This window comes from Actinoplanes sp. ATCC 53533, from assembly GCF_003947245.1.
Genome location: NZ_QHHV01000199.1, coordinates 1 through 12,858, shown reverse-complemented (window position 1 = coordinate 12,858; position 12,858 = coordinate 1). Strand labels below are relative to the sequence as shown.

Annotated in this window: 12 protein-coding genes; 5 read left to right on the top strand and 7 right to left on the bottom strand. The window is 70.0% G+C overall.

The window, feature by feature from the left end; all coding sequences use genetic code 11:
- Positions 1–212: 212 nt before the first annotated feature.
- A complete protein-coding gene (locus DMB66_RS66285) occupies positions 213–1,976 on the top strand; it encodes an HNH endonuclease signature motif containing protein (protein WP_158647579.1) in 1,764 nt (587 codons plus the stop codon).
- A 1,096-nt stretch (positions 1,977–3,072) separates the two neighbouring features.
- On the opposite strand, the gene DMB66_RS46615 is transcribed toward DMB66_RS66285, so the two are convergent.
- The 3 genes from DMB66_RS46615 to DMB66_RS46600 all read right to left on the bottom strand — a co-directional run bounded on the left by DMB66_RS46615 (position 3,073) and on the right by DMB66_RS46600 (position 6,008).
- Positions 3,073–3,897, bottom strand: a complete 825-nt coding sequence (locus DMB66_RS46615; RefSeq protein ID WP_125810541.1) for a hypothetical protein — start codon at positions 3,895–3,897, stop codon at positions 3,073–3,075.
- A gap of 957 nt (positions 3,898–4,854) precedes the next feature.
- Complete coding sequence (locus DMB66_RS46605) at positions 4,855–5,601, bottom strand: Sir2 family NAD-dependent protein deacetylase (RefSeq protein WP_125810540.1); 747 nt, start codon at positions 5,599–5,601, stop codon at positions 4,855–4,857.
- A gap of 11 nt (positions 5,602–5,612) precedes the next feature.
- On the bottom strand, positions 5,613–6,008 hold the full coding sequence (locus tag DMB66_RS46600; protein WP_125810539.1) for a hypothetical protein: 396 nt from the start codon (positions 6,006–6,008) through the stop codon (positions 5,613–5,615).
- 196 nt (positions 6,009–6,204) lie between these two features.
- Between DMB66_RS46600 and DMB66_RS46595 the strand changes: the two genes are divergently transcribed.
- Positions 6,205–7,062, top strand: a complete 858-nt coding sequence (locus tag DMB66_RS46595; RefSeq protein ID WP_125810538.1) for a L,D-transpeptidase — start codon at positions 6,205–6,207, stop codon at positions 7,060–7,062.
- On the opposite strand, the gene DMB66_RS46590 is transcribed toward DMB66_RS46595, so the two are convergent.
- Both DMB66_RS46590 and DMB66_RS46585 read right to left on the bottom strand, forming a co-directional pair.
- Positions 7,059–7,247, bottom strand: coding sequence for a hypothetical protein (locus DMB66_RS46590; RefSeq protein WP_125810537.1), 189 nt, complete (start codon positions 7,245–7,247; stop codon positions 7,059–7,061). The genes DMB66_RS46595 and DMB66_RS46590 overlap by 4 nt on opposite strands.
- Positions 7,237–8,493, bottom strand: coding sequence for an MFS transporter (locus DMB66_RS46585; RefSeq protein WP_125810536.1), 1,257 nt, complete (start codon positions 8,491–8,493; stop codon positions 7,237–7,239). Before DMB66_RS46585 ends, DMB66_RS46590 begins: the two co-directional genes overlap by 11 nt.
- 296 nt (positions 8,494–8,789) lie before the next feature.
- Between DMB66_RS46585 and DMB66_RS46580 the strand changes: the two genes are divergently transcribed.
- Entirely contained in the window at positions 8,790–9,377 is a 588-nt protein-coding gene (locus DMB66_RS46580) for a hypothetical protein (RefSeq protein WP_125810535.1), read from the top strand.
- A 36-nt stretch (positions 9,378–9,413) separates the two neighbouring features.
- On the opposite strand, the gene DMB66_RS46575 is transcribed toward DMB66_RS46580, so the two are convergent.
- Positions 9,414–9,623 carry a DNA-binding protein gene (locus tag DMB66_RS46575; RefSeq protein ID WP_125810534.1) on the bottom strand — a complete coding sequence of 70 codons (210 nt, stop codon included), beginning with the start codon at positions 9,621–9,623 and terminating at the stop codon, positions 9,414–9,416.
- Positions 9,624–9,958: 335 nt separating this feature from the next.
- On the opposite strand from DMB66_RS46575, the gene DMB66_RS64665 reads away from it, so the two are divergent.
- On the top strand, positions 9,959–10,780 hold the full coding sequence (locus DMB66_RS64665; protein ID WP_233625330.1) for an isoprenylcysteine carboxylmethyltransferase family protein: 822 nt from the start codon (positions 9,959–9,961) through the stop codon (positions 10,778–10,780).
- Positions 10,781–10,836: 56 nt separating this feature from the next.
- The gene (locus tag DMB66_RS46565; RefSeq protein ID WP_125810533.1) at positions 10,837–11,625 is read left to right on the top strand and encodes a DinB family protein; all 789 of its coding nucleotides are present in this window, start codon (positions 10,837–10,839) and stop codon (positions 11,623–11,625) included.
- A 241-nt stretch (positions 11,626–11,866) separates the two neighbouring features.
- Here DMB66_RS46565 and DMB66_RS46560 read toward each other — a convergent pair whose 3' ends face one another.
- Positions 11,867–12,604: an SDR family oxidoreductase gene (locus tag DMB66_RS46560; RefSeq protein ID WP_125810532.1), complete on the bottom strand. Its 738-nt coding sequence runs from the start codon at positions 12,602–12,604 to the stop codon at positions 11,867–11,869.
- Positions 12,605–12,858 lie beyond the last annotated feature (254 nt).

The window sequence follows — 12,858 nt, the reverse complement described above, 5'->3', positions numbered from 1 at the left end:
ACCCAAATTCGCCCAAAATATAAGACATGGTCCCGCTACGACGATGACGTGATCCACCACGCACGGCCGGGCGGGTGTCGCCGCCGCCCGCGCCAGGGCTGCCCACTTGTCGGCACGGGCTCACGATCGCCGAGGTGCTGGGTTTGGGGTTATCCACAGGGCATCTCCGTCTTGTCGTGTGTCTGTGCCAAGTTGGTCGGGTGTTGGAACTGGTGTCCGAAGCCCGTCGTGCCGCCGCCGCGTGCGCGACGGCTCCGGCCTGGGTGGTCTCGGACGGGGAGTTGGTGGGGTGTTTGGAGCAGGCGTGGGCTGGGGTGCAGCAGTTGACCGCGGTGGTGGCGCATCTGATTGGGCAGGTGCAGGGGCGGGGTCTGCCGGAGGCTGATGCCGCGACCAGCACGGTGGTGTGGCTGCGTCAGCGGTTGCGGGTCAGTCCTGGCACCGCGGCCCGGTTGGTGGCCCTCGCCACGGCCTTGAACCGGCGGCCGGTGTTGGACACCGCGGTGTGTGCTGGTGTGGTGGCTGCTGAGCAGGCCACGGCCATCGCGGCCACGCTCGCGGATCTTCCGGGTGATGTGGGGCGGGAGATCACCGATGAGGCCGAGCGGGTGCTGGTGAAGCAGGCGGGGGTGTTCGATTCGGTGGTCTTGGGCCGATTGGGTGGGCGGATCTTGGAGCATGTCGCTCCGGAGGTCGCCGAGCTGCGTGAAGCTGATCTGTTGGCCCGGCAGGAGGCCCGGGCGCATTGCAGGCGGGGGTTCACCCTCAGTCCGTTGGGCAACGGTCAGGTCCGGTTGAGTGGCTACCTCGACACCAGCGGTGCTGCCACTGTCACCGCGGCCCTGGACCCGTTGTGTCATCCCCGGCATGATCCGGCGGAGGTGCGGAGCCCGGCGCAGCGTCGGGCGGACGCGTTGGTGGATGTGTGTACTGGTGCGTTGCGGGACGGCTCGGATCTGCCGGGTCATGGCGGTGACCCGGCCCAGGTGGTCGTCACGGTCCCGTTCAGCACACTGACCGACCAACTCCGGCTCAACGGGCGATCCTGGCTCAACGAGCGACGCCGACCAGCCAAGCACTCCCGGCCCACCGGGCAGTTCGGGCCAGCCGAGCAGTCCCAGACATCCGAGCGGCCCCAGCCAGCCGGGCAATACCGGCCAGCCAGGCGGTCCGGACCGGCTGAGCAGCCCGAGCCAGCCGAGCAGCCCGAGCAGTCCGCGCCAGCCGAGCAGTCCGGACCAGCCGGGCGGTGCCGGCCCACCGGACAGTCCCCGCTGACCGAGCAGCGCTGGGCGACACGCAGACTCCAGGCCGACGATTCACAAACCAACACCACGCCAACCACCGACACCGACACCGGCGGTGGCGACGGCGGTGGCGGTGGCGGTGGCGGTGGCGGTGGCGGTGGCGGTGGCGGTGGCGGTGGCGGTGGCGGTGGCGGTGGCGGTCAGACCCGTGACCGGGCTGCCCAACCGAACGCCCACACCAGCACCGGTCCACCCCACCACCCCGACACCGGCACCGGTGGCAGTGGGGGTGGCGGTGGCGAGGCTGGGTGGCTGGACACCGGAGCCCTGATCAGCCCAGCCGAAGCCCGACGCTACGCCTGCGACGCCCGCATCCTGCCCGCCGTGCTCGGCGGCGACAGCCAAGTCCTCGACCTCGGCCGGGCACGACGACTGTTCACCGGCCCCCTACGCCGGGCCCTGATCCTGCGCGACAACGGGTGCGCTTTCCCGCACTGCGATAGACCCGCCCGCTGGGCAGAGGGACATCACCTGATCGCCTGGGCCGACGGCGGCACCACCAACCTGGCCAACGCCTGCCTCGTCTGCCGCCGACACCACCGCCTGCTGCACAACGACAGCGGCTGGCAGGCCCGTCTCGGCCCCGACGGCCACCCCGAGTTCCTCCCACCGCTCACCATCGACCCCGAACGCCGCCCCCAACGCAACACCTACCACCGCCGCCAATAGACCACGTCGGCAATAAGCCGTCTTCTGCCGCCTGCGCGGCGCCGCGAGACCCGCCACCTACGAAGGCTCAGCGTGGCTACCGGACCGACGACGCGGAATCCGGGGGTGATCTTGATGGACTCGAGGAGGGTCTGTCGAAGACTTCCGGGGTGCGTGGTGGGGGGATCGGCACCGCCTCCGAGGCTGCTGCGGCGGGTCACCGCCGGCGAGCACGGTGTCGAGGTCGTCTTCGCCGTGGTAGGCGGCGAGCACCGGGCCGACGGCGTGCGGCGATGTCCGGCGGCGGTCATGCGGGCCGTCAGGTTGTGGATGAGGCGAGGTCGTTGTTCATCCGGTTCCTCGTTCAGGCCGGGGTGATGGACCACGGGAGCCGCCGGCGGTGATCTGCATGAGCGCGGGCGCGTTCGGCGGCCGTGCCCCGGGATACCCACCTATTTCGTTGATCAGGAGGTGTCGAGTGAGTACGCCTCGACGACGAAGTTGGACTGGCCCTCGGTGTGCGTGATGCGCGCTTTCGTGGCGGAGCCGCCCGAGCACGATCACGTCGCCGCCGTTGCCGGAGACCTTGCCGGACGGCGCCCGATGAGCGAAACGGCCGACGGTACCGACGGTCAGCGTCCACCGGCCGGACGCCTCGATCTCGAACTGGGTGGTCTGTGCGTCGTCGTCCACGTTGATCCCAGCCCATGCTGCGATACGCGCCGATCTCGCTGGGTCTGTGCCTGCGGCTGCTCGAAAACCGTTCCGACCCGGTCGAGGACCGGTCGGCGAAGGTCGGCAACTGCTTCCGCAGCTCCAGCCGCGACGGTTCTTTGGACCACGTGTGGCTACGGGGTCAGCACACGGTTCGCGTAGCCGGGGCGACCTCGACCACCCGCAGCGTCCAAATCATCCCCACGCCGCCGCAACGACCGGTAGAACTCCTCCCGGAGCTCCGACAACTCCCCCAGACGCACCAACCCGAACGGCATAAGTCGCACTGATCGCCGTAGCCGTTGGGTGAAGTTGTCTCCCTGGACAAGAGACATGATCACACGAGGGCTATACCCATGATCCAGTCGATCTTGTTGGCGGGCCCGTCAGGTCGACCGACAAGCTAGGCGCGCAGGGCAGGGGCGGCGAGCAGTACGCCGTCCTCATCGGTCACCGCCCACGGTGCATACCCGGTCTGCCACATCGCCCGCCATGGCGCGAACGGATCGGGCAACTCGGCGAACCGCTGCCCCTCGGCGGGCACCGGGTATACGAAGCCGCCCGGCACCGTGAGGTCGAGGGCACAGGCCCGGTCCCAGCTGGCCGACAGCGCGATGAGATCGACGAGGCCGAGCGGGTGCAACCGCTTGAACGCCGGGTTCCCGGTCGCGCGGATCGCCCGCTCCACGTCGGTGAACTGGTTGAGCGTGTCGAAAAATGTTCGGTCGTCGCGCGCATCGAGGGCCCGCTGCACCTTGCCGCGCACCGGGTTGAGCGCGTTGAGGTGGACGCCGCGCATCCGGGCGCTGCCGCGCGAGACGGCCCAGACGAGCCGGTCGGCCGGCGGCCGCAGGCACCACGGGTGCAGCCGCGCCATCCCTTCGCGGGCGAGCGCCTCGGCGTGGCGGATGCCCTCGGCGTCGCCGGCGTAGACGACCACGTCGTGCACCCGGGCCGGCCGGTCGGCGACGGTGCCCGGGTCACACAGGCACGGTGTACGGCAGTTGCCGTAGCGGTGGCGCACCGTCGCGCCGCGCATAGTGTGGAATCCGGTGGCCCACGCGTCGGGAAGCAGCCCGGCGGCCTGGACCCGATCCCACGCCTGGGCCGGCGTCGCCGCGGTGCCCACGACGGCCCGTGCCTCAGCCAGAGCCGGACGCGACGGGTCGAGCCAGTGGACGGCCAACTCCTCAAACGGCGGAGTCAACAGAACTGCGTCGACTTCCACGAGCGAGATTCTACTGATCCGCTCGTCAACGTGGACCACCTGGCCTGCACACGGTCCATGTCGCGGATTCCCACGACCTCAGTTGGTCAGCTCAACATGAGCGAGGCGACCCGGTCGTTCAGCCAATACCGCCGAGCAGCCGATACCACCGAGCAGCCAATGCCGCCGAGCGACGGCGTGCCCGCAGCAAGCTAACGAGTCCGTGCGGTGCCACGCAGGCTGCGTGGAGGGCGGCTCGAGTCCATGGCGCATCCGAAGCGGTGGCAATGTGACAAGGACCGCTTGACTGGGCCGAAGGCCACCGCCTCATCCCCTGAGCCAACGGCACCACCACCCCCTCACCAATACCTGCCCTGTCTGCCGCCACCACCACCGACTCCTGCACCACAACGACAGCGGATGGCAAGCCCATCTCTCGGCCCCGACGGCCACCCCGAGTTCTTCCCACCGGCCACCATCGACCCGAACGCCGCCCCCAGCGGAACACCTTCCACCGCCGCCAACGGACCCAGACCCACCGAGCCGCACCGCACCGGACCCGGGAGCACTCCGGGCACCGCTACACGACCTGAGCGACGGTCGCCCTCGCCGTCCTGACGATCCACGCCGCCGGCAGCCGCAACCGAAACGACAACGATGACCCCACCCAGCAGACTCTGATCGGATCGGCAGTCAAGCGAACCCACCGCCTGACCAACGCCCTCACCCATCAGAGCCGCCCGACCTCTGAACCCTCGGCTGCACAGGCCACGACGACCACACCGACACCGCACCCGCCGAGCCCACCACAGCCACCACCGGCCCCGGCCCACCGGCCCCGGCCCCGGCCCCGAACCCCCGAACCCCCGAACCCCCGAACCCCCGAACCCCCGAACCCCCGAACCCCCGAACCCCCGAACCCCCGAACCCCCGAACCCCCGAACCCCCAGCCATGATCACAAGCGGCAGTTGCCAGCCCTACTGGGTGCCGAGCAGCGCGCAGATTCGCGGCACCGCGGCACCGATCGGCTCGCGGATCACCTCGACGGCAAGATCGTCGTACGGTGTCGGGTCCCGGTTGATGATCACCAGTGGATGACCCGCGTTCATCGCCACCGCACAGAGCGAGGCGACCGGCTCGACCCGCAGCGAACTACCGATCACCAGCATGAGCTCGCTGTGGGCGGCGATCCGCTCGGCCATTCCGGTCGTACCCGGATCAAGATTTTCCCCGAACAGCACCACCGCGAGCTTGAGTATCCCGCCGCAGGCCGGGCACCGGGGGTCGCTTTCCCCGGCGGCCACCCGGTCGAGGGTCGGCCGGGTGGGGGTTCGCTCCCCGCACCCGGTGCAGACCACCTCGTGGATGGAACCGTGCAGCTCCAGCACCTTGCGCGCGCTGGAGCCAGCCCGCTGGTGCAGCCCGTCGACATTCTGGGTGAGGACCCGCACGGCGACCCCGCCGCGCTCCAAACCGGCCAACGCCCGGTGCGCGGCATTCGGCCGCGCCTGCCACGCGGTGTGCCCGAGATAGGTACGCCAGAACGTCGCCCGAATCTCGGAATCGGCCATGAAGGACGCGTACGTGAACGCGTTGACCAGCGCCGGATCGCGCGTCCAGACGCCGTCGGGCCCCCGGTAGTCCGGAATCCCGGAGTCGGTGGAGATGCCGGCGCCGGTCAGCACGGCCACCCGTGTCGCCCCGTCCGCCCAGTTCATGTTCATGGTCGCCGAGGCTAGGAGCCCGCCCCGGACCTGGCGAGCCCTTTACCGATCCGCCTCGGTCTCCTGCCGGCGGCGCTCTCGACCCGCTGTGCCTCCGACACGGCCGACCGCGCCCACCGCGCCCAGGTGCCGTCGGGCGCGGCGGAGACCACGGAACCTGCCGTCAGCCCTCGATCCCGCGCAGCGCAGGACGGCGCAGGAGCCCAGATACGGTGAGGCACAGGGTCCCCGGCCTGGTAGCCACGGTCGTCGAGCACGTCGAAGACGCCGTGCTCGTCGGACACCACCCGGATGGGCCGCAGGGCGCCGCCGAGGATGGAACGCGTGGTCAGCTCGGCGGGCAACAGGTAGCAGAAAGCCGACAACAGGAAGCGGTCAACAGGCAACAGGAAGCGGTCAGCAGGCACCGGCCAAGCGGCAGCAGGCAGCAGGCAACCAGGCAGCCGCCGCTGAACTCGCCAGCGGACGCCGGCTCCCGGCAGGATGCCGCGGGCACGCCGCGCCGAGGTTACGGGCGACCGCACTTTCGCTGAGATTCCTTCGTTCCGGTAGACAGTCGCTCGATCCGGGCGGCCGGCCCCGTTGTCCGCATACCGTGTGCGGGTGCCCCGAGCCCTGCGCGTCGCCCGTACCAAAGCAGGGTTGATCGGTCTGGTCGTCTGCGTCGCGGCCGCGGCCGGCTTCCTCGGCGGCACCGAGGATCGCCCGGCAGCCGCGCCGCCGCCCGCGGCGTCACCCTCCCCCAGCGCCGCGCCTCGCGCCCCGGAGCCGACCCTGCCGGCCGCGCCGGCACCGCCCGGCCTGCCGGTGATCGACTACTGGACGGCGCCGCGCGGCTTCCCGGCCGACCCGGCACCGCTGACCCTCGGAACGCTCACCGAGGGGGTGCACCCCACCCGCTCGATCGCCGTCTACGACGCGCCCGGTGGCCGGCCCCGTGCCCGGCTCAAGCCCGAGATCAGCGGTATGCCGCTGGTTCTGCCGATCACCGACCGGCGCTCCGGCTGGGTCGCGGTGCTGCTGCCCACCGTCAACCGCCGGATCGGCTGGCTGCCCTCGACGGGCTGGTCGACGCGCCCGCTGCGCGACCACCTCATCGTGCAGCGACGAACCCACAAACTCACCTGGCGCCGCGACGGCGCCCGCAAGGCCGTCTGGACCATCACCACCGGTACGGCGGCGACGCCGACTCCGCTGGGCCGCAGCTTCGTGCTCGGTCGTACGGCGACGAGCGGCTCGGTCTTCGCGGGGCTGGATGCGCTCGCGCTGAGCTCGGTGCCGGACGACCGGCGGTCATTGCCGGCGGCGCTGCGTGGTGCGCATACGGGGATCCACGGCTGGTTCAACGACGACGCATTCGGCCGGAGCGCCTCCAACGGGTGCATCCGGATGCCGGCAGCGGCGCAACGCACCCTGCTCAAGCACATCGAGCACGGCACGGTCGTCACCGTCGTCGACTAGCCGGGAGGGCGCAGCGGCCGTTCCCATTCGCGCACACCGTCCCAGTTCGGTCCGATCTGGCTGATGCCGGGTCGGCCGGGCATGCCTGGAGGATGGGCCGAGGCAGTCATGGCGTTGGCCACCTCACCGACCAGGCTGTCGAACGCCGTGCCATAGGCCCGCACCACGTCCCGGTCATCCTTCATCTTCGCGTAGGTTCACTCGCTGCGCCTCGACCTCGAAACGCCCCGACTGTGGCCCGCCCGTGCAGTGCGGTCGTGGCGCAACCGGGCGCCCGGTTCCGGGTGACCGGCTGATCAGAAGCGTGAGTGCCGCGGTGGCGACGACAACGGTGCCGAGTGCCACGCGTAGTCCGGCGAGGCTGCTCAGTGCGGCGATCAGCGCGGGCGCGGCGATGGCCGCCCCGGGCATCTGGGCGACCTCCACGACCGAGACACTCTCGCTGGTGGTCAGCTCCGGCCGGCTTCCCGCCGGGGTGTAGATGCTCGGATTGACGGCGGCCACCCCGATGCTGAGGATCACGAATCCGGCGGTGGCTGCGACCGGGCTGTCGATCAGGAGGCAGACACCCAGGCCTCCCACGCCGATCAGCGTGGACATCCGGACAAGCCGGATCATGCCGACCCGCACGGTCGCGCGGTCGACGAACAGGAGCGTGGCGGCACCGGCGGTGACGGGGCACGTGTACGCGATTCCGCCGGCGACCGGACCGCCCGCCATGGTGTCCGCGACGTAGAGCGCGCACCACAGCACCACCGACTCGGAGACGTACCCGGACAGGAAGGCCATTGCCGCGATCGGCAGCATCGTACGGTTGAATCGTCGTCGCGCGGAGCTTCGCAGATCTGTCGTGACCTGGAAGGCTTCCGTGGGCAGCCACCGAACCGTCACGGCGAGGCCGAGTCCGAGCACCGCGCTGGTGGTGGCGAGTCGCACCCACGGCTGGACGCCGGTGGCCGCGGCCAGCGTGCCCAGCGCCGCTCCGGCCAGCGTTCCCGCGGCGAAGCAGGCATCGAAACTGCCCATGATCGGCCGCCGATAGCGGCGCTGGACCGCCAAGGCCATGGCCCCCATCGGTACGTCCATGAGGTGCGCCACGAACGCCCACGTCGTCAGGCCCACCACCGTCGCCGCCAGGCCTGTCGAGGCTGCCGTGATCGGGACGGTGAGCAGGACCAGCCCGGCACCGATCGGAGCGAACGTCTCGTTACGGATCCGCCCGGCCGGCGAGACGACGAGGGCGAGGCCCACGACGTTGCCGACGCTGGCCACTGTGTTCGCAACGCTCCACAGAGCCTCGTCCGCTCCCACCTGCCGGCGGATCTCGGGAACGCGGGCCGCCCAGCCGCCGATCGGCACGCTCCTGACCAGATGAAGCAACGCGGTCGAACCGCGGGCCCGCCGCATCGCGCTCGCACCGGTTTCGGGCATCCGAAATCAACCCTTCCACGGGCGATCCCGCAACGGTGGGCACTATTCCGGAAAGCTGATGGCGCTACATTGCGAACGGACGGCAGGCCCCGTCAAACAAGGCCAGAAATGCCGTAGAGCGCTACCGGCCTCCGCAAACCACGCATGCTGGCGCCCGCCATTCGGTGGGCCGCGCCGACCAGGATTCAGGCTCCTGGAGAGATACGGTAGTAGGCGCGATCGTCGCCCCGAACCCGAGATGAGCTGACCCGCGGATGCGAAAGTCGAGAGTGGATCCGGAAACAACGCTGCTCAATATGGCGATCCTGCCGCCGCCGTCGACGGCGGCCGAGGTCGAACGATTGAGCGCCGCACTGCGAACCCGTGGCGGACTGTTCCAGGTCGACGGAAAGCACAAATTCGCTCACCTGACTCTCTACATGGCGCGTTTCGCGAACTCGAACATCGACTCCACGGTGGCCGAAGCGGCGAAGTTCGCGGAAAGGCATAACGCCTGCGCACTCGACCATACCGGGTTCCACCTGACTCAAGGAAACTACTACGAGGTTTCCTACGCGCGCAGCGAAGGCGTGCTGAAATTGCATCAAGGCGCTTCGGATTCGTTGCTGCCGCTGCGCTATTCACCGGGCCGTCCCTGGATCGAGGACTACTTCGCGCCCTACTCGAAGCGCCAGCGCGAAGAGGCAGAGCGTACGGGCTATGATTTGGCCGGCGATCTGCACCGTCCGCACATAACCATTACCCGATTCGCCGAACCACCCGCTCGCGCGCTTCCGTCCCCCGAGGTCGATCTTTCCTTCTCGGCCACCACCATCGGATTGTTCCGGGCGGACGATCTTGGGGCGATCACAGAAGCGATAGGGCTGTGGAGTCTGGGAGCCTGATCCGGCCCGCCCAGCCGACCGGGCCCCGGGCTTCGATCAACAATCCGGAAGCTCCTCGTTCAGGTCAGGGCGATGGACACGAATCCACGCGTCGACCTCCGCCCCCAGCCACACCCGCCCATTTCCCAGGGCGGCGCAGGGGCGCGGAAAGCCGCTGCGACGAGTCAACTGGTCGACGCGCTGCCGGCTCTTACCCCCGAACCGTCGTTGCAGTTCACTGATCCCCAACAACACCACCTCAGCCATACCCACATAGTCGTACGACGGCTAGTCTCGTGTAAAGGGTCCGTCGCACAGCGGGGGTAACGCGTACCGCCATGGGTGACGGCTACCCGCCGCGTTTCCGCGGCGGTCACGGGTGGTGTTCGTCGTCATCTCCGTGCTCGTCTCGATGCCGGTCGTGATCCTCGATCCGGTGGTGACGCCGGCCGTGGGGTGGTCGCTCGCGGTCGCGCTGATCACGGTGCGGGCCGCAGCGGTGTGGTGGCTCGGCGTCCGGCCCGGACTGGGACCGCGGTGGTGTTGGTGGCGAGCACCGCACTGCGGGTGTAGTTCCCGGCGTTCGGCCCGGGATCGCGTTCGTGGCGCTGTGCACGTACGCCTGGCTGCGCCCCGCCGCCGAGACGTTGCGGATCCTGGCGGTGGCCGTACCGGCGATTTGCGGTCCGGCCGCGGCCCTGGGCCGCTGGGATCTCGCCGCGCTCCGGCCGGGGGCCGTGCTGCTGGCCTGGAGCTGGGGGGCCTTGGCCCGGGTACGCGGCGCGTCATGCCGGTCATGTCGGGCGTGGATCAGCGGCGGTCTGGGGCCGCCGGCCCGGTCCGGATCGGTGGGCAGCGGGAGCGCATCGACGTGGATCAGCATCGACGGCACAATGGGCTCCATGCGCAGGAACGTCGCGACGGCCGGTAGCGCGGCCTTCTTCGCCCTCGCGCCGGGGACCGTCGCCGGCCTGCTGCCCTGGTGGCTGACCCGATGGCGGCCGGGCGCCGCATTCGCGCACTGGCTGCCGGTACGGGTGCTCGGCATCCTGATCCTGCTGGCCGGAACGGCCCTGCTCGTCCACGCCTTCGCCCGTTTCGTGGTCGAGGGCCTCGGCACGCCCGCCCCGCTCGCGCCTCCCGCTCACTTGGTCGTGGGTGGCCTGTACCGGTACGTTCGCAACCCGATGTACCTCGCGGTCAACGCGACCATCCTGGGCCAGGCTCTGCTGCTGTGGCGGCCGGTGCTGCTCGGATACGCCGCGATCGTCATCGCCGCCATGGTCGCGTTCGTCGTCGGTCACGAGCAGCCGGCCCTGACCCGCAAGTTCGGCGCCGAATACACGACCTACCGTCGCGCCGTCCCGGGCTGGTGGCCCCGGCTGACCCCGTGGCGCGCTGGGCCCGGCGAGCGGTCGCGCTGAGCGGGGCGCCCTCCGGTCGTCGAATTTTGTCGGTGGGTGGCGCTAGCGTGCTCGTCATGCCTGACTTCCTTGGCGCGGACCTCCGTGGCTCCCGGTTCGAGCGCGTCGATCTCACCGGTGCGCAGTTCAGCGGGGTCGATCTGGGCGGCTCTCGGTTCCGCGGCGTCTCCTTGACCGGTGTGGTGATGCGCGGTGCCGAGTTGGTCGACGTGGACATCCACGGCGAGATCGAAAACCTGAGAATCAACGGGGTCGACATAGCGCCCCTGGTCGACGCCGAGCTGAACAGGCGCGATCCGGAGCGGGCCAAGATGCGGCCGACCGACCCGGCCGGCTTCCGCGAGGCCTGGGAGATTCTCGACCGGCTGTGGCAGGGCACAGCCGAACGGGCCCGCCGGCTGCGACCCGAGCTGCTGCACGAGTCGGTCGACGGTGAGTGGTCGTTCATCGAGACACTGCGGCACCTCGTGTTCGCCACCGATTCGTGGATCAACCGGGCCGTCCTCGGCGAGCCGGCGCCCTGGCACCCGCTGGCCCTGCCGTGGGAGGAGATGCCCGACATCGCGGGGGTGCCCCGCGACCGCGACGCCCGACCATCCCTCGACGAGGTGCTCGAACTGCGCCGCGACCGGGCGGCCACCGTGCGCCGGGTCATCGCCGACCTGACCGACGAGTCGCTGGCCGGCGACACGGTGCCGGTGGACGCGCCCGGCTGGCCGGAGCAGCGGAGTTACCCGGTGCGCGAGTGCCTACTGATCATCCTGAACGAGGAATGGGAGCACCGCCGCTACGCCGAGCGTGACCTGGGCGCCCTGGAAGCCCGCAGTGCCAAGCTGGTGAACTGACCGATAGGGCTTGCCGGGTTTGAGGTTGCTCTCGGCTGATGTGATCGGCAGCCCTGTCGCTCCTCGCTCGTCTCGGCAGGCTCGGTTGCCATGCCTCTTGTGACCAGTGGATCGGCACCAGCAGACCGGGCCATCAGCTGACCGGGCCATCAGCAGACCGGGCCATCAGCAGACCGGCACCAGCAGACCGGCACCAGCAGACCGGGCCATCAGTGGACCGGGCCATCAGCAGACCGGGCCATCAGGCCTGCGCGGTCGGGCGGACGACGATCTCGCTTGTTTCGACGTCGGCCGGCTGCTCGATCGCGAACGCGATGGCCCGGGCGATCGAGTGCGGAGAGATCGCGATCTGGTCGCGCATCCCCGAAACTCGCGCCCGGACCGAGGAATTGGAGGACGCGTCGGCGAAAGCGGTGTCGACCACGCCGGGCGAGACGATGGTTACCCGCAACGAGTCGCCAGCCTCCTGGCGCAGGCCCTCACAGATCGCGCGGACAGCGTGTTTCGTTCCCGCGTAGACAGCCATCGCCGGCACGATCCGGAACGCGGCCGTGGACGCGACGGTGACGAAGTGTCCGCTCCCCTGCGCCCGGAAGACCGGCAGCGCGGCCCAGATCCCGTGCAGCAGACCCTTGACGTTCACGTCCACCATCCGGACCCACTCGTCGATGCGCAGATCGTCCAGCGGCGAGATCGTCCCGTCCCCGGCGTTGCCGACCAGGACGTCGAGCCGGCCGAACCGTTCACGGGCGAGCGCGACCAGCGCCGACATGTCCTCCCGGCGCGTTACGTCCGTGCGGACCGCGACGGCCGCACCGCCCTCCTTCTCGATCCGCGCCACCAGATCCGTGAGCCGGTCGGTACGCCGCGCCCCCAGGACGAGCTGCGCGCCCAGCCCGGCGAGGTGCAACGCCGTCGCCTCACCGATCCCGCTACTCGCGCCCGTGATCGCCACGACCTTGCCGTCGATTCCCACCATGGTCCCTGCCTGCTCTTTCGCCGTTCGAGTGTTGCGGTCACAGCCATTCTGTATCGGCCTTAGCCTGGTATCCGGATGGCGTTTATACTGGTACTGGAGGTGCCATCTCGATGCCGGAGCAGCCCACCCAGCCGGAGCAGCCCACCCAGCCGGAACAGCCCACCCAGCCGGAACAGCCCACCCAGCCGGAACAGCCCACCCAGCCGGAACAGCCCACCCAGCCGGAACAGCCCACCCAGCCGGAACAGCCCACC

Excerpts from the sequence above, each read along its gene's own strand:
- DMB66_RS46605 (WP_125810540.1), bottom strand. The coding sequence starts at position 5,601 with ATGAACATGAACTGGGCGGACGGGGCGACACGGGTGGCCGTGCTGACC.
- DMB66_RS46590 (WP_125810537.1), bottom strand. The coding sequence starts at position 7,247 with ATGAAGGATGACCGGGACGTGGTGCGGGCCTATGGCACGGCGTTCGAC.
- DMB66_RS46585 (WP_125810536.1), bottom strand. The coding sequence starts at position 8,493 with ATGCCCGAAACCGGTGCGAGCGCGATGCGGCGGGCCCGCGGTTCGACC.
- DMB66_RS46580 (WP_125810535.1), top strand. The coding sequence starts at position 8,790 with ATGGCGATCCTGCCGCCGCCGTCGACGGCGGCCGAGGTCGAACGATTG.
- DMB66_RS46575 (WP_125810534.1), bottom strand. The coding sequence starts at position 9,623 with ATGGCTGAGGTGGTGTTGTTGGGGATCAGTGAACTGCAACGACGGTTC.
- DMB66_RS46565 (WP_125810533.1), top strand. The coding sequence starts at position 10,837 with ATGCCTGACTTCCTTGGCGCGGACCTCCGTGGCTCCCGGTTCGAGCGC.
- DMB66_RS46560 (WP_125810532.1), bottom strand. The coding sequence starts at position 12,604 with ATGGTGGGAATCGACGGCAAGGTCGTGGCGATCACGGGCGCGAGTAGC.